Annotated in this window: 14 protein-coding genes, 3 rRNA genes and 1 pseudogene (1 of these 18 running past the window's edge); 5 read left to right on the forward strand and 13 right to left on the reverse strand. The window is 45.6% G+C overall.

Features of this window, described 5'->3' with window-relative positions; genetic code table 11:
- From KXZ66_RS01000 to rrf, 3 genes are all read left to right on the forward strand, one after another.
- Positions 1–67, forward strand: a 16S ribosomal RNA gene (locus KXZ66_RS01000); it begins 1482 nt to the left of the window's first position.
- Between the two features lie 170 nt (positions 68–237).
- Positions 238–3159, forward strand: a 23S ribosomal RNA gene (locus KXZ66_RS01005).
- A gap of 54 nt (positions 3160–3213) precedes the next feature.
- Positions 3214–3329, forward strand: a 5S ribosomal RNA gene (gene rrf / locus KXZ66_RS01010).
- The 16S, 23S and 5S rRNA genes sit together here, the layout of an rRNA operon.
- Before the next feature lie 37 nt (positions 3330–3366).
- Here the strand turns inward: rrf and KXZ66_RS22470 are convergent.
- Positions 3367–3599 (reverse strand): annotated as a pseudogene (locus KXZ66_RS22470) (MFS transporter); the annotation flags it as partial.
- A 314-nt stretch (positions 3600–3913) separates the two neighbouring features.
- On the opposite strand from KXZ66_RS22470, the gene KXZ66_RS01015 reads away from it, so the two are divergent.
- Both KXZ66_RS01015 and KXZ66_RS01020 read left to right on the forward strand, forming a co-directional pair.
- The gene (locus tag KXZ66_RS01015; RefSeq protein WP_151870497.1) at positions 3914–5350 is read left to right on the forward strand and encodes a SulP family inorganic anion transporter; all 1437 of its coding nucleotides are present in this window, start codon (positions 3914–3916) and stop codon (positions 5348–5350) included.
- A gap of 145 nt (positions 5351–5495) precedes the next feature.
- Positions 5496–6416, forward strand: a complete 921-nt coding sequence (locus KXZ66_RS01020; protein ID WP_072175431.1) for a bile acid:sodium symporter family protein — start codon at positions 5496–5498, stop codon at positions 6414–6416.
- 8 nt (positions 6417–6424) lie between these two features.
- Here KXZ66_RS01020 and KXZ66_RS01025 read toward each other — a convergent pair whose 3' ends face one another.
- The 12 genes from KXZ66_RS01025 to KXZ66_RS01080 form a co-directional block, all read right to left on the reverse strand.
- Positions 6425–7177 (reverse strand): alpha/beta hydrolase, encoded by a 753-nt coding sequence (locus KXZ66_RS01025; protein WP_219144755.1) that lies wholly within the window; start codon positions 7175–7177, stop codon positions 6425–6427.
- The gene (gene feuC, locus KXZ66_RS01030) at positions 7174–8184 is read right to left on the reverse strand and encodes an iron ABC transporter permease FeuC (protein ID WP_003234980.1); all 1011 of its coding nucleotides are present in this window, start codon (positions 8182–8184) and stop codon (positions 7174–7176) included. The genes KXZ66_RS01025 and feuC overlap by 4 nt, the downstream gene beginning before the upstream one ends.
- Entirely contained in the window at positions 8177–9181 is a 1005-nt protein-coding gene (locus KXZ66_RS01035) for a FecCD family ABC transporter permease (protein ID WP_021481939.1), read from the reverse strand. Before KXZ66_RS01035 ends, feuC begins: the two co-directional genes overlap by 8 nt.
- Before the next feature lie 18 nt (positions 9182–9199).
- The gene (gene feuA, locus KXZ66_RS01040) at positions 9200–10153 is read right to left on the reverse strand and encodes an iron ABC transporter substrate-binding protein FeuA (protein ID WP_014475620.1); all 954 of its coding nucleotides are present in this window, start codon (positions 10151–10153) and stop codon (positions 9200–9202) included.
- Between the two features lie 90 nt (positions 10154–10243).
- Positions 10244–11833, reverse strand: coding sequence for a bacillibactin transport transcriptional regulator Btr (gene btr, locus KXZ66_RS01045; protein WP_021481938.1), 1590 nt, complete (start codon positions 11831–11833; stop codon positions 10244–10246).
- A 190-nt stretch (positions 11834–12023) separates the two neighbouring features.
- Complete coding sequence (locus KXZ66_RS01050) at positions 12024–13268, reverse strand: exo-beta-N-acetylmuramidase NamZ family protein (protein ID WP_124048580.1); 1245 nt, start codon at positions 13266–13268, stop codon at positions 12024–12026.
- Positions 13269–13281: 13 nt separating this feature from the next.
- Positions 13282–15210 (reverse strand): beta-N-acetylhexosaminidase, encoded by a 1929-nt coding sequence (gene nagZ, locus KXZ66_RS01055; protein ID WP_124048579.1) that lies wholly within the window; start codon positions 15208–15210, stop codon positions 13282–13284.
- A gap of 27 nt (positions 15211–15237) precedes the next feature.
- Positions 15238–16563 (reverse strand): N-acetylmuramoyl-L-alanine amidase, encoded by a 1326-nt coding sequence (amiE, locus tag KXZ66_RS01060; RefSeq protein ID WP_219144756.1) that lies wholly within the window; start codon positions 16561–16563, stop codon positions 15238–15240.
- Between the two features lie 56 nt (positions 16564–16619).
- Positions 16620–17987, reverse strand: a complete 1368-nt coding sequence (locus tag KXZ66_RS01065) for a PTS transporter subunit EIIC (RefSeq protein WP_014478646.1) — start codon at positions 17985–17987, stop codon at positions 16620–16622.
- Positions 17988–18012: 25 nt separating this feature from the next.
- Entirely contained in the window at positions 18013–18864 is an 852-nt protein-coding gene (locus KXZ66_RS01070; protein WP_015252968.1) for a MurR/RpiR family transcriptional regulator, read from the reverse strand.
- A gap of 16 nt (positions 18865–18880) precedes the next feature.
- On the reverse strand, positions 18881–19795 hold the full coding sequence (gene murQ, locus KXZ66_RS01075; protein WP_172861270.1) for an N-acetylmuramic acid 6-phosphate etherase: 915 nt from the start codon (positions 19793–19795) through the stop codon (positions 18881–18883).
- Between the two features lie 109 nt (positions 19796–19904).
- Positions 19905–20387 (reverse strand): GNAT family N-acetyltransferase, encoded by a 483-nt coding sequence (locus KXZ66_RS01080; protein WP_014475628.1) that lies wholly within the window; start codon positions 20385–20387, stop codon positions 19905–19907.
- Positions 20388–20399: the final 12 nt, after the last annotated feature.

Below are 20399 nucleotides of genomic sequence, written 5' to 3' on the forward strand. Positions count from 1 at the left end.
ACAGATGATTGGGGTGAAGTCGTAACAAGGTAGCCGTATCGGAAGGTGCGGCTGGATCACCTCCTTTCTAAGGATATTATACGGAATATAAGACCTTGGGTCTTATAAACAGAACGTTCCCTGTCTTGTTTAGTTTTGAAGGATCATTCCTTCGAAACGTGTTCTTTGAAAACTAGATAACAGTAGACATCACATTCAATTAGTAACACAAGATATCACATAGTGATTCTTTTTAACGGTTAAGTTAGAAAGGGCGCACGGTGGATGCCTTGGCACTAGGAGCCGATGAAGGACGGGACGAACACCGATATGCTTCGGGGAGCTGTAAGCAAGCTTTGATCCGGAGATTTCCGAATGGGGAAACCCACCACTCGTAATGGAGTGGTATCCATATCTGAATTCATAGGATATGAGAAGGCAGACCCGGGGAACTGAAACATCTAAGTACCCGGAGGAAGAGAAAGCAAATGCGATTCCCTGAGTAGCGGCGAGCGAAACGGGATTAGCCCAAACCAAGAGGCTTGCCTCTTGGGGTTGTAGGACACTCTGTACGGAGTTACAAAGGAACGAGGTAGATGAAGAGGTCTGGAAAGGCCGCCATAGGAGGTAACAGCCCTGTAGTCAAAACTTCGTTCTCTCCTGAGTGGATCCTGAGTACGGCGGAACACGTGAAATTCCGTCGGAATCCGGGAGGACCATCTCCCAAGGCTAAATACTCCCTAGTGACCGATAGTGAACCAGTACCGTGAGGGAAAGGTGAAAAGCACCCCGGAAGGGGAGTGAAAGAGATCCTGAAACCGTGTGCCTACAAGTAGTCAGAGCCCGTTAACGGGTGATGGCGTGCCTTTTGTAGAATGAACCGGCGAGTTACGATCCCGTGCAAGGTTAAGCAGAAGATGCGGAGCCGCAGCGAAAGCGAGTCTGAATAGGGCGCATGAGTACGTGGTCGTAGACCCGAAACCAGGTGATCTACCCATGTCCAGGGTGAAGTTCAGGTAACACTGAATGGAGGCCGAACCCACGCACGTTGAAAAGTGCGGGGATGAGGTGTGGGTAGGGGTGAAATGCCAATCGAACCTGGAGATAGCTGGTTCTCTCCGAAATAGCTTTAGGGCTAGCCTCAAGGTAAGAGTCTTGGAGGTAGAGCACTGATTGGACTAGGACCCTACCGGGTTACCGAATTCAGTCAAACTCCGAATGCCAATGACTTATCCTTGGGAGTCAGACTGCGAGTGATAAGATCCGTAGTCGAAAGGGAAACAGCCCAGACCGCCAGCTAAGGTCCCAAAGTATACGTTAAGTGGAAAAGGATGTGGAGTTGCTTAGACAACCAGGATGTTGGCTTAGAAGCAGCCACCATTTAAAGAGTGCGTAATAGCTCACTGGTCGAGTGACTCTGCGCCGAAAATGTACCGGGGCTAAACGTATCACCGAAGCTGCGGACTGTTCTTCGAACAGTGGTAGGAGAGCGTTCTAAGGGCTGTGAAGCCAGACCGGAAGGACTGGTGGAGCGCTTAGAAGTGAGAATGCCGGTATGAGTAGCGAAAGAGGGGTGAGAATCCCCTCCACCGAATGCCTAAGGTTTCCTGAGGAAGGCTCGTCCGCTCAGGGTTAGTCGGGACCTAAGCCGAGTACGAAAGGCGTAGGCGATGGACAACAGGTTGATATTCCTGTACCACCTCCTCACCATTTGAGCAATGGGGGGACGCAGGAGGATAGGGTAAGCGCGGTATTGGATATCCGCGTCCAAGCAGTTAGGCTGGGAAATAGGCAAATCCGTTTCCCATAAGGCTGAGCTGTGATGGCGAGCGAAATATAGTAGCGAAGTTCCTGATTCCACACTGCCAAGAAAAGCCTCTAGCGAGGTGAGAGGTGCCCGTACCGCAAACCGACACAGGTAGGCGAGGAGAGAATCCTAAGGTGATCGAGAGAACTCTCGTTAAGGAACTCGGCAAAATGACCCCGTAACTTCGGGAGAAGGGGTGCTCTGTTAGGGTGCAAGCCCGAGAGAGCCGCAGTGAATATGTCAGGCGACTGTTTAGCAAAAACACAGGTCTCTGCGAAGCCGTAAGGCGAAGTATAGGGGCTGACGCCTGCCCGGTGCTGGAAGGTTAAGAGGAGCGCTTAGCGTAAGCGAAGGTGCGAATTGAAGCCCCAGTAAACGGCGGTAGTAACTATAACGGTCCTAAGGTAGCGAAATTCCTTGTCGGGTAAGTTCCGACCCGCACGAAAGGCGCAACGATCTGGGCACTGTCTCAACGAGAGACTCGGTGAAATTATAGTACCTGTGAAGATGCAGGTTACCCGCGACAGGACGGAAAGACCCCGTGGAGCTTTACTGCAGCCTGATATTGAATGTTGGTACAGCTTGTACAGGATAGGTAGGAGCCTTGGAAACCGGAGCGCCAGCTTCGGTGGAGGCATCGGTGGGATACTACCCTGGCTGTATTGACCTTCTAACCCGCCGCCCTTATCGGGCGGGGAGACAGTGTCAGGTGGGCAGTTTGACTGGGGCGGTCGCCTCCTAAAAGGTAACGGAGGCGCCCAAAGGTTCCCTCAGAATGGTTGGAAATCATTCGCAGAGTGTAAAGGCACAAGGGAGCTTGACTGCGAGACCTACAAGTCGAGCAGGGACGAAAGTCGGGCTTAGTGATCCGGTGGTTCCGCATGGAAGGTACATCGCTCAACGGATAAAAGCTACCCCGGGGATAACAGGCTTATCTCCCCAAGAGTCCACATCGACGGGGAGGTTTGGCACCTCGATGTCGGCTCATCGCATCCTGGGGCTGTAGTCGGTCCCAAGGGTTGGGCTGTTCGCCCATTAAAGCGGTACGCGAGCTGGGTTCAGAACGTCGTGAGACAGTTCGGTCCCTATCCGTCGCGGGCGCAGGAAATTTGAGAGGAGCTGTCCTTAGTACGAGAGGACCGGGATGGACGCACCGCTGGTGTACCAGTTGTTCTGCCAAGGGCATCGCTGGGTAGCTATGTGCGGACGGGATAAGTGCTGAAAGCATCTAAGCATGAAGCCCCCCTCAAGATGAGATTTCCCATTCCGCAAGGAAGTAAGATCCCTGAAAGATGATCAGGTTGATAGGTCTGAGGTGGAAGTGTGGCGACACATGGAGCTGACAGATACTAATCGATCGAGGACTTAACCACATTTTGAATGATGTCACATCTGTTATCTAGTTTTGAGAGAACACTCTCAATTTGTTTGGTGGCGATAGCGAAGAGGTCACACCCGTTCCCATACCGAACACGGAAGTTAAGCTCTTCAGCGCCGATGGTAGTCGGGGGTTTCCCCCTGTGAGAGTAGGACGCCGCCAAGCAAGCTTAAACCCAGCTCAATGAGCTGGGTTTTTTATTTTATATCTGTGCCGATTTGCTTTCGTCAGTATCCATTTTATCAAGCTTCTGCTTTTTAAGTTTTCTAATATTTTTGTATCCCAATACAATCACCAGCATGATCAACATGAGAGTCATAAATAATCAAAATGCAGGTTGTACGGGAGACTCATCCAGACTCCATCCGACTGCGATTGGCAGGATAGAGCCGCCAATCCATTGGTAGCGAGCAGCATGCCTGTCGTTTGTTCGGAAACCGGCTCGGGTTGCCAAATGGGAGAAAAGATATTACTGTCATTAAAACGATTCTTGGTTTCATCCGGATATGATAAAATGTCTCAGACTATATATTTGAGCCATTTTTTTCTTCAGCATTCATCTTGCGTAATTGATAAAAATTTATTATGATACTCTTTGTATGACAACTCCTTGCCTCAATACAATATACTCAACGTTTCCCCGTTTTCTCCGGTCGTTTTTCTTTTCATTTTCTCCCGTAAAATAAAAAAAGCTCCCAATACAATAGATATGGTGCGGATAAATTTTTACTAAAAAGGAGTCGTTATATTTGAATGATAGTTTTACATTAAAACAGCAATGGTTCGGCAATATCCGAAAAGACATTCTTGCTGGCATTTTAGTTGCGTTAGCATTAATTCCTGAAGCGATTGGCTTTTCTATTATAGCCGGTGTGGATCCGATGGTCGGTCTTTATGCGTCATTTTGTATAGCCATTATTATTTCTATTTTTGGCGGCAGACCTGGCATGATTTCAGCTGCGACAGGCTCAATGGCAGTCGTTATGGTGTCGCTGGTTGCTGATCATGGGCTTCAGTATTTATTTGCGGCTACGATTTTGACAGGCATTATTCAGGTGATTTTAGGTATCAGTAAAATTGCAAGATTAATGAAATTCATCCCGCGTTCTGTGATGATCGGGTTTGTGAATGCGCTGGCGATCCTTATTTTCTCTGCGCAGCTTCCCCAGTTTGAAGGTGCTTCTTGGAGCATGTATGCGATGCTTGCCGGGTCGTTGGTTATCATTTATGTGCTGCCAAGGTTTACGACTGCTGTTCCGTCTCCGCTTGTGGCGATTATTGTGATGACAATTATTGCGGTCACTTTCCATGTGGATGTGCGGACGGTTGGTGATATGGGCAATATTTCTAGTTCATTGCCTCATTTCTTAATCCCTGCTGTTCCGTTTACCTTTGAAACACTGCAAATTATTTTTCCTTATTCAATTGCTTTAGCGTTTGTCGGGTTGCTTGAATCTTTGCTGACAGCGCAGATTATTGATGAAATGACGGATACGGACAGTGATAAAAATAAAGAGAGCCGCGGACAGGGAATTGCGAATATCGTGACTGGATTCTTTGGCGGAATGGCAGGCTGCGCTATGATCGGACAATCTGTCATTAATACAAAAGCGGGCGGTCGCGGACGTTTGTCAGCATTTGTTGCCGGTGCTTTTCTGATGTTTTTAATTGCGGTGTTAAGTCATGTCGTGGTGAAAGTCCCAATGGCGGCGTTAGTAGCTGTAATGGTTATGGTGTCTGTCGGCACTTTTGATTGGTCTTCTTTAAAAGGTCTCAAAAAAGCGCCGCTCACGGACTCGATTGTCATGGTTGTGACTGTGGTTACGGTTGTTGTGACGGATGACTTATCTAAGGGTGTATTTGTCGGTGTTCTTTTAAGTGCCGTGTTCTTTGTAGCAAAAATCTCGAAGCTGAAAATCGTTTCTCATGCAGAGGATCAAAAGCTTAGAACGTATCAAGTGAAGGGGCAAATCTTTTTTGCGTCAGTGACTGATCTTACGAATGCGTTTATATATCAAGAGGATATTGAGCGGGTTGTGATTGACTTAACTGAAGCTCACGTATGGGACGATTCTGGTGCGGCCGCACTTGATAAGATTGTTGCGAAGTTTAAGGAACAAGGCATTGAAGCTGAGTTAAAAGGTTTGAATAAAGCGAGTAAATCTCTAATGAAACAGATGGCATAAAATAGAGAAGCCCAGATGAATGAGATCTGGGCTTTTTTATATAACATACACTTAAGCAGCATTGATATAATAGAGAGAAGAGAAATTTTAAATAGGGGACTTGCATATGATGCTTCAGAAGCTGAACCGTGTATTGGGGAGAGTGATGCCGCTGTTAACGCCGACTAGTGTGGTGCTGGGCGTGCTGCTGTCTCAGTTTTTAAATGGGTATGAATGGGCTGTGCCTTGGATCTTTGCTTTTATTACGTTTGCAGGCAGTCTGAGCGCGAACTTTCAATCTTTGAGACATGCATTGTCTCATCCTCTCCCTATGATTCTTGCACTATTCGTTCTTCATATTTTCATGCCGCTTTTTGCTTGGGGCAGCGGCCATCTTATATTTAAAGGTGATCCTTTGACGATTACCGGTTTAACATTGGCTGTTGTGATTCCTACGGGGATTACAAGCTTGATTTGGGCAGCGATGTACAAAGGGAATGTCGGTTTGACACTTTCGATTATTTTAATTGATACTGTGCTGTCACCGCTAATCGTACCGCTGAGTCTTTCATTGCTGGCCGGCGCTCAGGTTCATATGGATGTGTGGGGAATGATGAAAGGTCTGATTGTAATGGTCGTGATTCCTTCTTTTCTGGGCATGCTGTTTAATCAGATGTCATCTCCAGAAAGAACTGCGTCTTTGAGCAGTGTGCTGTCGCCTTTTTCAAAGCTTTGCTTGATGGCAGTGATTGCGATTAACAGTTCAGCGATTGCTCCTTATTTCAAATCCATTGATTTGAGATTTGCAGGAATAGCTGTAACGGTATTCTTTATCGCGTTAACAGGTTATGCCGCTGCTTGGCTGATCGGAAAAATGATGAAAAGGCGGCAAGAGGAAATAGTCTCTCTTATATTTACGGGAGGCATGAGGAATATTAGTGCCGGCGCAGTTCTTGCCGTTACGTTCTTCCCGTCTCAGGTTGCCGTTCCTGTTGTGATTGGCATGCTGTTTCAGCAGATATTGGCTGCTTTGTTTGGCTATATGCTGAATCGTTTTGAATTAAAACCAATGTTGCAGAAAGTATAAAAAACCGCTCATAGGGTTGAGCGGTTTTTTCCGTATAGCCATTCGATCGCGTTGATGAACTGTTTGCAGAAATACTTGCGGTGGTGCACCGCTCCTTTTTCAATTGAAAGACACAACTGGTCTTCAGTGAAGCCTTTTTCTTTTAGACTTTGATGAACTTGCTTTGTTTTTTTCAGCATATGTCGCTGAATGGATTGTTTTTCACGGCCTTCTTCACTCCCGACAGACATGAAAACACGTGCAGTGCCAGGCTTTAAAGAAGATATATGAATGGTTTCCGCTGCGTTCTCGTACCAGTATGAACCTGATATAGAGCCTATTTTCCCGAACATTGACGGATATTTTAATAAGGCGAACATTGAGATGAGGCCGCCTAATGAGGCACCGATCATTCCTCTTGACTGCGGTTCCCTGGTGACGTTCCAGTTTTCTTCGATTAGCGGAATGAACTGGTTCGTTATATCAGACAGATAGTGATATCCCATTCCGCCGAAGTTCGTGAACCGATCACTGAGTGATGCAGCCGGCCATGGGGTGTATTCATCAAGCCGGTTTTCGGGTTCGATACCGATCAGCACGAGTTCAGGGAGCCTTTGCTGTTGAACTGCGCTTTCTAATAATTCGATTTGGTTTTGGAACAAAGAACTGCCATCCTGCACGTAAACAGCAGGAAATCCCCCGCTGTCTGTGCTGTAGGAAGGAGGGAGGTACAGCGTGAACCTCCTGTTGCCGGCTTTGTGTTCTGAAAGAGATCCTTTCAAGCATTCTCCCCCTTTTTTTGCTTGAAAAGCAGATATAAGAAATAAGGAACTCCGAGGATCGCCAAAATGATGCCTGCAGGCACTTCTGCGGGCTGAAAAAACAGTTTTCCGGCAAAGTCTGCGCTTATCACAAGAAGCATCCCGATTAAACCGCTCAGTGGCAGGATATAGCGATGTTCGACGCCAGCCAGTCTCCGTGAGATATGGGGAGCAATTAAGCCGACAAACGCCATGCTTCCCGCTACGGAGACACAGGCGCTGATGATTGCTACACAGGCTACGAGCAGGATGGTTTTTTCTTTATTTGATGAAATGCCGAGGCTTCTGACTGTGTCTTCATCAAAACGAATGGTGTCGAGCAGGCGGGATTTGCCGATAAGAATCGGTATAAACAGCAGCATCCATGGGAGTACGGCTGTGATATACGTCCAGTTAGCAGACCAGATGCTTCCGTTTTTCCACACCATGGCCATTTGATAGTCTTGCGGGTCCATTTTTAAAGATAAAAACAAAGACAGGGCGCTGAATCCTGAATTGATTGCAATCCCTACCAGAATAATTCTTCCTGAATCTAAATTGCCTCTGTGCCATGCAAATATGTAAATCAGGATCGCCGCGATGAGCCCGCCTATCAATCCAAAGAGCGGCATTCCCATCGCTGCAGCTATGGATGTCACTTCCTTCTGGCCTTGGAATAAGAGCATAAACGCTACAATGCCGGCTCCTGCCCCTGCGTTGATTCCGAGAATTCCAGGATCAGCAAGCCCGTTTCTCGTGATGGCCTGGATAACAGCGCCTGCAATGCCAAGACCGAGTCCAATAATAGCAGCCATGACAACCCGCGGGAGCCTTAAATCGAACAGCAAAATTTCATATTGCGGATTCGGGTCGATTTGAAAAAGAGTGGAGAGCAGCTCAGCAGGACGAACAGAAAATGATCCGCTCGTTAAGCTGAAATAACTGACAACAAGAATCAAAGCGATGAACAATGCATATTTTTTAGCCATTTTGCTCCCCTCCTTTTCGTTTAATTAAATAAAGGAAGAAAGGTACGCCGATAATGGATGTTACGACCTCAATCGGTGTTTCAAACGGATAGTTGATAAATCTGCTTGCGAGATCACACAGGGTTAAAAAGATTCCGCCCAAAATACAGGAGCACGGAATCAGCCTGCTGTAATCAGAGCCGACGAGAAATCTCGTGATATGCGGAACAACCAACCCGACAAACGCAATTTTTCCGGCCAGCGCTACGGCACTGCCGGTTAGAATGATGACGGAAAGCATCGCCATGATTTTAATGGTTTTTTTCTTTTGTCCTAAGCTTTTAGAAATGTCGTCCCCTAATGATACAGCGGTGACCTTTTTGCTGAGAGAAATGGCCATTATAATGCCAATCAGGAAAAACGGAGCGGCGAGCTTCAGGAAATCCGGATTCATTTGATGAAGTCTGGCACTGTACCAGAAACTGAGATCCTGAGAAATTTGAAAATAAATCGACATGGCCGCTGATAAGCTGCTGAGCAGCATGCTTGTGACTGTGCCGATGATGGCGAGCTGCACGGGGGTAAATCCGTTTGGCATCATGGCGGCAAGGCCGAATACTAACACAGCTCCTAACGCTGAGCCGATAAAAGAGTATATCATCATTTCAATCGAAGATGATTGCGGGAGCAGAACCATGCAAAGCGTAATGATAAACGCTGAACCATCTGAAACACCCATAATGGATGGCGAAGCTAAATAATTGCGCGTAATGCCCTGCATAAGCGCTCCAGAAACAGCAAGGGCTGCCCCTATGAGCAGAGCGCCGGCAGCCCTTGGAATCCGGGAGTGCCATATAATTTGATGGTCTGTGTTTCCCGGATCGAAATGAATAAGAGATGTAAAAACAATATCTGTGCTAAGATGCTTTGCCCCATAAAGGATTGAAAGCAAAAGCGACAGCGCTATAGCAAATGGAGAAGTAATCAATATGATACGTGTCCACTGTTTTGAATACATACAAAAACCTACTCTGAATTAGTTTTGTGTCAATTTTTCAGCAGCCGCTTTCAGGAAACGGACTTTGCTCCAAGCTGTGCCGCCTTGTGCGAGAGGGTCCACTGAGTTGACATACACATGGTCTTCTTTGACTGCTTTAAGGCTTTTCCAGATTGGATTTTTCTCTAAATCTTTTAAGGCATCAGGTTTGTCTGCATTTTCATCATCAGAAAATTGGACGAAAATATGGTCCGGGTTCATTTCACTTAATTTTTCTAATGAAATCAGCTCTTGCGCTTTTGCAGCTTTTACTTCGTTCGGCGCCTTAAGGCCTAAATCACCGTATAGTGTGGAGTTGAAATACACCTGTTCAGGGTAAATGTAAATGTTGCCTTGTCTGATTCTGATGACAAGCGCTTTTGAATCTTTCGCTTTATCGTTGATTTTTGTTTTTGTTTCTTTTAGATCCTGTTCATAGTCTGCAATAATTTTCTTTGCTTTTTTCTCTTTTCCAGTCAGCTGGGCAAGCAGCATCATGTTTTCCTTCCAGTTTGAAGAGATATGAGAAACTGGGATCGTTGTGCCTGCTGTGCTGATTTTTTGCAGCGTTTTTTCCGGAAACTTTGTTGAAGCAAGGATAACATCTGGCTTCATTTCAAGAATCTTTTCAATATTTGGCTCCATTTTTTCTCCGGTTGGTTCGGCTTTATCAGTAATGTCTTTGAACATATCAGGGAATTTGCCGGAGAATGAAATTGCGCCTTGCGGATGAACGTCAAGCAATTTCGCGTCTTCCATTGATTCAACGCTTCCCGTAATGGCGATTTTGTCTGTCGGTACAGTTACTTCATATGTTTTATCAAGGTATTCAATTTTCTTCTTCTCAGATGCTGTGCCGCTTGCCTTGCTGGCAGTTGATTCATTTTTGCTGCCGCAAGCTGCCGCTGTCAGCGCGAGAAGCAAGATTAATAAGGTAAGAGATATCTTTTTCATCTATAGAGCCCCCTGTTCAATTGATAACTATTATCAATTGGAATTATAGAGAATGAACAGATATAACACCATGGACAAATTCCTGATTTATCATGGATAATCTCCGGATAGTAAAGAAACAGTTTGCTGAACGATGCGTTCGTGCCCGCAAGCTGAGTATTCATTCCACGGATCAAGGGATAGAAGATAAACACGGTTATTCCGTACCGCGCTTAGGTTTTGCCATGCTTCTGTCTGCTGTAATTGCTGGTAGTAAGCTATGGTCTCCGGCTCTTTAAAAAGAAAAAGCATCATACAGTCAGCTTGGTAATTTGCGATATTTTCTAACGAAATCGCTTGTTCTGAAGGTGTGTCAGCCGTTGTTGCCGAGCTGAATCCTAAATCCCCAAAGAAAACTTCGCGGACGCTTCGGTTATGTGCCAGATAGAAGTTTTGCTTATGCAGCCTCAAAAAGAGAAAACGCAGCCCTTGAACGTGCTGAAGCGTTTTTTTGGCGGCTGTTGTCTGCTGGTCATAATCCGCTAGCCACTTTTCTGCTTCGGACTCCTCCTTTAAAAATGAGGCAGTTTGCAGAAAGTGGGTTCTCCAGCTTTCTTCTGAAGGAAGGTACATGACTTCTGCGATGCGATTCAGGCGATCTTTTTCTTCTGGAGAAATAGAATCCATGCTGACAATCACATCTGGTTCTGCCTGTGATAACGTGTACAGGTTTTCTTCCCACTTTTCATTAAACCGGTATGCACTGAGCTGGACGGGTATATCTGTCGAATAATGCTGATAGTAGTAAGACGTCCATTTCGGATGCAGAGCGGCCGCAAAAGGTATGTGGTGAAGAGGGATGAGATGGCCCATTGTGCCCCTTCCGTATGCAGCGATTTTCTTTCGGCGTTTTTTCATATAGCTTGTAGGTGAACAGCCTGTATGTTTTTTAAAGATTCTGCTGAAATAAAATTCATCTTGATAACCGGTTTGGTGTGCGATTTCTTTCAATTTGCAGTTTGATTTTGCCATGAGCCGTTTTGCCTTTGTGATTCGTGTTTTCGTAATAAATTCTGTTACGCTCTGTCCTGTCCATTTTTTAAAGCTTTCACTGTAGTGTTTGGCACTGATTCCTGCCATTTGCGACAGCTGGGCAAGCGTGATTTTTGTATCGGCATGGGTTTCGATATAGTGTTTTGTTTTTTCGATTGCTGAATGTGTATCCGTTTGATCAGATAAACTGGCAGTAAAGAGGTCATAAATCAGGCTTTGTATTTCAATCCCACATTTTAGCTGAGAAAGCTGAGACGATTCATTCCATAGTGCGGCAAGCTCTTGAAGCCGGACTGCAAGATTTTCGATATGTGAAACATTCATAAGCTTCAGGTTGGCTAATTCCGATTCTGTGCACGGTGTGAAAATATCTTGTCCGGTTTCCTTGATATAGCTTTGAAGCCTGATTATACAGGCATCTATATGTCCATCGGCTGCTGGAGTAAAGCCAAAGGTCTCGTTAGGCGGACAAACATAAAGTGTCTTTTTTTGCAGAGGATTGGTGTTTGTTCCGATCGAAATATAGCCGTTTCCTTTTAAATGAAAAATCAGCACGAATGAATCGGCTAACTGCTGTTCTGAGAAGAGATCACTTGTCTTTTTTAGATATTCAATTTGTACTGGTTGATAAATCACTGCATTTTGCACGAGTAGACCACCTTTTCAGAAGCATTCAATTGATAATCATTTTCAATAAAAATTGTACCAAATAAATGAAAGTTTTCCTATATAAAGCGGGTGGTTTTTTAGTATGAAAAAAACCCTTACACATGTGTAAAAGTAAGGGTCTTTCGTTCGGTAAGAATATGTTACACGTGTAACATACGATGCTTACGTTCTAATAAATGAGATATTTTTTTCTTGTTTTGCTGAATTGTTGGAGTGTTTTTTCATAGCTGTTTATGATGTTCTCAATCGAAGTTCCATTTTCAATTTTTGTCCTGATCCAGCCGTTGCCTGCCAGTTTATCGAATGAACCTGTTGACAGGAACTCAAAATCCTCAGGATAGAGATCGTGTATGGTTTTAATGACTGAAAGACCCGTTTTAACGGCTTCAAACTTATCTCTTTCTGTCACATAGAGCTGCACACCGTGGCAAAGCGTTCCTTGATGTTTAGAAAACGTCGGTGTGAAGGATGCTGCCCTAAATGTAACGCCCGGCAAATGGAGGCTGTTTAATGTTTCTTCAAGTTCTGTGCTTTTGATAAAGGGAGCTCCGATCAATTCGAATGGCTTTGTTGTCCCTCGCCCTTCGGATATATTTGTTCCTTCAATCAGCCCGGTTGCAGGATAAACAAATGTGCTTTCCACCGTCGGCATGTTAGGCGAAGGGAGGACGAAAGGCAATCGGGTATCGTCAAAATCCATTTTTCGCTTCCAGTGTTTCATTTTTACCACTGTAAGATCGGCATTAATACTAAATTCTTTGTTGAACAGTAAAGCCAATTCGCCTATCGTCATCCCATGCTTCAATGGAATGGGATACAATCCGACAAATGAGGCGTATTCAGGTTCTAAGATTGGTCCTTCAATATGATTCCCTCCTTGAGGATTCGGACGGTCCAGCACCATAAATGGAATGCCGTTTTCTTTAGCGGCTTCCATTGCGTATGCCATTGTATAAATGTACGTGTAGAAACGGGTCCCGACATCCTGAATGTCAAACATTAGAATATCGACATTTTTCAGCATTTCTGGAGTCGGTTTTTTCGTTTTTCCGTAGAGGCTGTATACGGGTACCCCGGTTTTTTCGTCAATGTAAGAGCCTACTTCGTCTCCAGCCTGGGCGTCACCGCGGACGCCGTGTTCAGGGCCGAATAAAGCTGTCAGTTTGATATCTGGGTTCTCGTAAAGAATATCGACACTGCTTTTCAGAGATGCGTTTACTCCGGTTGGATTGGTGATCAGTCCGATGCGTTTTCCCTTGAGCTGTTTTTTATAGTCTGGCAAAAGCGTGTCTATACCAGTCTGGACTTTAGGCTTTTTAGCCGTTTGATTCTTTGAATCGGGTGAAGCAGAGGCAGCGGTTATCGTTCCGAACATCATGAGCCCTGTCAGAAAAGCGAATATTGTTTTTCTCATGTGTCCCTCCTTATTAAAGCGGTCTTCCAGTTTTGATATTTAATCCGTAGCCAAATGGGTAAAGGGTGTTCCCTGGTTTCGTGACTGACGGAATGTCAACTGGAAGTGTGCCTTTAGGTTTTGCCTGGCCGAATATCGCCATCACTCCGGCCGGAATATTAGGTTGAAGATAACGGCCATTTGCGTATCCTTTAAAGCCATAGACTGTAATCAGTGCCTTTGCTTCTTCGAAATTGGCTGCGTCATAGGGGTTGCGCAGGCTCATTAAGACAAATGGTTTGTTGTGCTGCAGTGCGGCTTTCATGACAGCTCTCGGAAACACGGTGGCCCATTTGCTTGAATCTGATATTGTGTCGTCGATGACACCGTCGTTGACGACAGGGTCATTTTTGACGACATAGGAGCCGGTTATGATATAATCAGCCTTTTTTACTTGTTTTGCATGCTCGGCATTAAATACTTGGTTGGCAAAATTCATTTTGTCGACAGATACGGGTTTGATTTTCTTTCGCTTGATGAGATCGTGAATGGTTTGTTCGATTGAAGCAGTTTGTTCTTCGTAAGGTGCCACAATTAAGATTCGGCTGCCTTTTTTAGGCTTGAACGGCAAAGTGTGCTGTTCATTTTTTAATACAGTTACTGCTTTTTCAGCTATTTTTTTCTCTGCTTTCAGGTGCTGCTTGCTTCCTACGATTTTTTGGGCTTTGGCTATTTTTTCTTTTGTACTGTCGCTGTTTCGCGCTGGATACATGCCGCGTTTTATTTTCAGGGAAATGATTCTTTCAACTGATTTGTTGATTTGTTGTTCAGGGATATCCCCGTTTTTCACGGCTTCTTTCAAAGCTTGAATAACACGTGCGAATTTCTGTTCTTCTTTCATTGAAGTGACTGAGGCTGGCATTAATGCAATATCGACACCAGCTTTTACGGCCATGACCACAGCCTCTTCCTGTCCGAAATGATCTGCGATTGCCTTCATATTGAGCGCATCGGTAACGATCACACCATTAAAGCCCATTTCCTCACGAAGAAGACCTGTCATCACTTTTTTTGAAAGTGTAGCTGGAACCAGAATATCCGACCCATCGAGTTTGCTTTTGTAAGTGGTGTCATCAAAGGCGGGAAACTGAACATGGGCTGTCATCACCATATCAGCACCAGCATCAATTGCTTTTTGAAAAGGATAAAGCTCGACTTCGCGAAGCCGTTCTTGGTTATGGGAAACTAGCGGCAGTCCATAATGGCTGTCAACGTCCGTGTCTCCATGTCCCGGGAAATGTTTGAGGGCAGACGCGATATCCTGCCGCTGCAACCCTTTCATCGTGTATAAACCGAGGCGTGATGTCAGTTCTCGGTTGGAGCTGAATGACCGTACGCCGATTACAGGATTATTAGGATTATTGTTAATGTCCACGACAGGGCTGAAATCTGTATTGATGCCTAAGGCAGAGAGCTCTTTCCCGATGATGCTGCCGGTCTGATACGCATTGATTCTGCTTCTGGCTGCGCCCAGCGCCATATTCCCTGGGAAATTAGTGCCCTCCCCTAACCTCGTTACAATGCCGCCTTCCTGATCAATACTCAGCATGAGCGGGATTTTTGGACTTGCCTTTTGGTAATCGTCTGTCAGTTGGACAGTTTGTTTTGTTGTTTTTACATTTTCTGCAAAAAGGATGATGCCTCCGAATTGATATTTATTGACGAGGCTGGCGACTTCATCATTCATTTCTGTAAGGGCTTGCGGAGAGGACTCGCCTTCCTTTTGCCAGTTTCTAAAATCAGGCATCAGCATCTGGCCGAGTTTTTCATCTAACGACATACGATTGACAATCTGATTGGCATCGATTGAACGTTTGGATGCAGAGGCTTCTGTCTGTCTGGCACCGAAAAAGCATGAAAGAAAGAGAACGGCTGAAAGGATAAGCGGAAAGACAGGTCTCATAGAAACTTCCTCCTATCGTCTAATCATTCACTCCATCGCTTCATAAATCGCGGTTATGACACTTCCATAACTGCCTGTTGCAAATTGATCACCCTCAAAGGCGTTTGGATTTTCTTCCGGATCAATAACTGGCGTATGCTTTTTATTTGTTAACAATGCGATGCCCAAATTGTATGCTGGATCAATAATTGTAACTATCCCCGTCCAGCCGGTATGCCCGTAAGCATTTTCGCTGGCATGAGGGCCAAACATCCATTCCATGCTTTTACTTCCGTTCCGCCTCCAGCCAAGAGCGAATGTCGGGTCTGTTGCTGAAGGTGCTGTAAACAGGTCGGCTGTTTTCTGATCAAATAAAGAAATGTTTCGGTATGAACCTTTGTTTAACATGACTTGCAGCAGTATGGCCATATCATCTGCATTTGAGAACAATCCGGCATGCCCAGACACGCCATCCATTGAGTAAAACGCTTTTTCGTCATGCACCTCTCCTTGCAGCGTGTTTGTGCGGATGTTAGGGAATTGAATAACGCCGTCACGTGTATTGCCCATGCGTTCAGTAGCTGCGAACTGTTTCGGTTTAAAGCCCTTTTCCAGCGGATTGTACAAGGTATGCTTCAGCCTGAGCGGTTTGTAGAGCTCTTGCTCCGTGTAGACATCAAGCGGTTGACCGGTGAGTTTTTCGACAATACATCCGAGTAGCATATATCCAATGTCACTGTATACGTGCTTTGTCCCAGTTTGGTAATCGAGCGGAATTTTCGTCAAATATTCAATCGTTTTGTCCCGTTCCTGGGAATAGTACTTGCCGGCTTTTTCCGGCGTGTAAAAGTAAAAGCTTGATGGGAGCCCTGATTGGTGCTGGAGGACATCGATGACACGTATCTTGTCTTTTCCTTTTATGAGGTCACCCGGCTGATCCTTGAAACCCGGCAAATATGCAGAAACTTTTTCATAGACGTCAAGTTTTCCTTGGCTGACTAAGCGCTGCAATGCAAAATTTGTTGCGTACATTTTTGTATTCGAGGCTAAGTCAAACATCGTTCTGGTTTTCATTTTGGCTGGACGGCGCAGCAGTTCTGACCCTTCGTACTTTTTACTGTAGCCGTATGCTGCTTTTTTTATAATGCGTCCATCCTTCACCACCACAAGAACGGCGCCTGGAAATCCTGCTGCAATATCCCGTTCTATCATCTGATCTACCTTCCTTAGCTTCTTCGTCGAGAATTGTGCAGTTTCTGCATTTATGGTTTTCGGCTCAATCAAGTTGTCTGCTGTTTGTGCGAAGGTTTCATTTGGCGCAAATATCGATAGGGTTAAAATGGCACTGAATATGAACAGTGTCTTTGTTTTCACAGGCTAGCCCCTTTCTGTGCTTCTATCCCGTTTACTATCCCTAATACAGAAACAATTTAATCGAACTGAGAAGCCATTTCATCTTTATATCCGAATGCATAGGTCAATAAAAAGCCGGCCGCGTAGGAAATAAAGAGCCCAACGATATACAGGATGATTTGCGAAGGCAGGACTAGAAAGGAAAGCGGCAGTCCGGAGACACCAATCGCAATGGTGGCTACTTGAAAATAAGCTTGAAAGGCGCCGCCGATTCCAGCTCCTAAACATGCTGTTAAAAACGGACGGCCAAGCGGCAGCGTGACTCCGAAAATAAGCGGTTCACCAATGCCGAGCAGTCCCGATGGAAGCCCGCCGGCGATTGCTTTCCTCAGTGTTGTTTTTTTCGTCTTCACGAAAACGGCAAAGGCCGCGCCTACCTGTCCTGCACCTCCCATAGCCAAAATAGGGAGCAGAGGATCATTGCCAATTGAATTGATCAGTTCCATGTGCACAGGCGTCAAGCCTTGATGCAGTCCGGTTACGACGAGAGGAAGGAAGGTTGCGCCCAGAATAAAGCCCGCAGCGATGCCGCCGATGTCCAGGATGGACAGTAGGCCGGATGTAATAGCATCAGAAATGAATCCGCCTAAAGGCATAAATACGACATACGTTACGATTCCGGTGATTAACAGTGAAACGGTGGGTGTGACAATGATATCAAGTGATTGAGGAATAAAACGGCGAATAAATTGTTCGGTGTAAGCAATGAATATGGCTGCGAAAAGGACGCCGATCAGACCTCCCCTGCCCGGGAGAAGCTCTTCTCCAAATAAACTGATTTTTGCGATCTCCGGATTGATAATCAAGATCCCGGCTAAAGCCCCAAGTGCGGGTGTCCCGCCAAATTCTTTCGAAGCGTTAATACCGACGAGAATGCCGAGATAAGTGAACAGCCCTGATCCGATGACTGTCAGGATAACCGCAATTTGTGAGTCTGCAGAGAGCCAGCCTGCTTGAATAATTGCTTTGGTAATCCCAGTAATTAAACCGGAAGCGACTAGAGCGGGAATAAGAGGGATAAAAATGCTGGCAATTTTACGTAAGAAAAGTTTAAAAGGAGTGGCGTTTTTTCGATTGATATCGGCTTTCTTTTTGGCCGCTGCTTCTTTGACATCGGCACCTTCTTCTGCTGACACGAGCTTTGAGAAAGCAGCTGTAACATGATTGACAACTCCTGTGCCGAGGATAATTTGTAAGGTTTCAGCTTCAACGACCCCCAATACGCCGTCAAGCTTTCTTAAACCCTGAGCATCTGCTTTGCTTTCATCGTAAGGCGTAATGCGCAGGCGTGTCATGCAATGCGTATATGAAGAAATATTGGATTTTCCTCCGCATAGCTCAAGGATTTTCTGTGCGAGATGATGGTAGTTATTTTCTTTGCTCATTAAAACCCCTCCCCTTCAAGATGCCTTATTTTATTCTCATAGATTGTATGGCTGCTCTCGTTTTATCTATATAACCGGTTGTCGTTTCATACTGCTCAGCCGCCATGCCTAAAAACAAAACATCAATTATAAAAAGCTGGGCGAGGCGGGAGGAAGTGGCTGCACTTCGAATCAAGGCTTCATTGGAATGGGCTGTATACAAAGGGACATCAGCCAGTGCGGAGACGGATGTCTGACTGAATTGTGTGAGGCTGATCGTTGTGATGCCTTTTTCCTTGGCCATGGCAAACAGTTCAATGATTTCCTGTGTCTCTCCTGAAAACGAAATGGCGAATACGATGTCGTCTTTATCTGCATTTGCGATTAAAGATGCCACAAGATGAGTGTCTGTAAACGCGGTTGCTTGTTTATGAATGCGAAGCCACTTTTGCTGGGCGTCCTTGGCGACAATGCCGGAAGCCCCGAGGCCGATAAAATGCACGGTATGAGCTTTGAGAAGCAGAGAAACCGCTCGTTCAAGCTCTTTGTAGTCCATCAGGTCTGAAGTATCCTGAATGGCTTGAATGGCATTGCCGGCCGTTTTTTCGGAAATGGAGGGCAGCGGCTCGTGGGGAACAATATCCCGGTAGCCCTGAAACGTAGGCTTTGCCAGATCGCCCGCTACTCTCATTTTTAAATCTTGAAATCCTTTTAAACCGAGTGATTTGCAGAGCCTGATGACGGCAGCGTCACTTGAATTGGCTAAGGCGCTGATTTCGTTGACCGTGCTTTCGATTGCTTTGTGGGGATGGGCTAGGATATAATCTGCAAGTTTGCGCTCGGATGGAGGGAGCTTATGCTTCATTGATTGGATGATCGCTAAACCGCCTGTGGCCATTCTAGTTCTCTCCTTATCATGGATGGTAATGTTCGATTGCTTTGTCAATGAAACCGTTTGCTTCATCGAGTAATGTCTTTGCTTGTTTCTGATCTGTGCTTGTTTTGAGCATGACGATTGCTGTTTTGACGTGATGATCGGCTTGTTCCAGAGTGTATCTGGCTGTGTCGTATGAAGCGTTTGTAAGGCTTTGGATAATGCTGATGGCGCGTTCTTTTAGTTTTTTGTTGCTGACGTTGACGTCTACCATCAAGTTTTCGTAAACCTTGCCGATTTTGACCATTACAGCGGTAGATATCATGTTTACAATCATTTTATGAGCGGTTGCGGCTTTCATACGTGTTGATCCTGTAATGGCCTCAGGTCCGACGACAACCTCAATGCTGTGATCCGCATCCTTGCTGATGGCGGAATTTTCATTGCAAGTAAGGGCGATGGTGTGTGCTCCGACTTTGCGGGCGTATCTTAGGGCGCCTGCGGCGTAGGGTGTGCGGCCGCTTGCTGCGATGGCAATGACGGTGTCATTTGAAGTGAGCTGTATGTTTCTTAAATCTTCAGCTCCTGCTTCTTCACTGTCTTCAATGCCCTCTGCTGCCTGTAAAAAGGCTTTGGGGCCTCCAGCCATGATTCCGATGACCTGATCTGGGCTTACGCTGTAGGTGGGAGGACATTCAACAGCATCCATGACGCCGAGTCTGCCACTTGTGCCGGCGCCTGTATATATGAGCCGGCCTCCATTTTGAAACGATTCATAAGCGCAGTCTACAGCTGTTTTGATGTCGGGGAGAACCTCTTGAACGGCTGCAGCGACTTTCATATCTTCGTTGTTGATCATTTTGAGGATGCCGAGAGTGTTTGCTTTGTGGATTTCAACTGTTTGGCTATTGCGTGATTCTGTTGTAAGACGGTGAAGGTTTAATGGTTCTGACATGAGGATGCCCCCTGTTTTAAAATAATATATCTCAATATTCAGTATATTCATTTCTGTTATGATATTTCAACTATGTTTTTAAGTTTTTGAAATTTTATTTCACTCAAGACTATAAGAAATGATGAAGGATCAACTGTTCTCCAAGCGGCCCGATTCTTCGCCGTCCTTTATCAAGGAACCCGCTTTTCATATAAAGGTGTTTTGCGCGTATGTTCAGATGATTGACGGCCAAGATGATTTCGTCGCACCATGGAAAATATCCGCTCACAAAAGCGGGAAGCAAAAGCATGGCTTTTTTCGCATAGCCTTTTCCGTGATGCACAGCGTTTAAAGACAGGGAGCTGAGCAGTAAAGCAAATGGATTGTTAGAATAGGAAGCAAGCGTTTCTTTTGATGCATGTAAAATGAAAAAACCGACTGGAAGGTCGTCTTTTAAGATGACAACCGGGTATCGGTCCTGTATGCCCAGAGCCTGAGACAGCACCTCTTTCGGGAGGGAGGTAAAGCGTTTGTCATCGTTGGTGAGCGTGAATGATTGAAGCTCGGGCAAGTGTTCAGGCTTATAGAAGGATAAAGAAATGTCTTGAGTCATGGGGTGGCCTCC

Source organism: Bacillus sp. LJBS17 (genome assembly GCF_019334685.1).
In the GTDB taxonomy this organism is placed as follows: Bacteria; Bacillota; Bacilli; order Bacillales; family Bacillaceae; genus Bacillus; species Bacillus subtilis.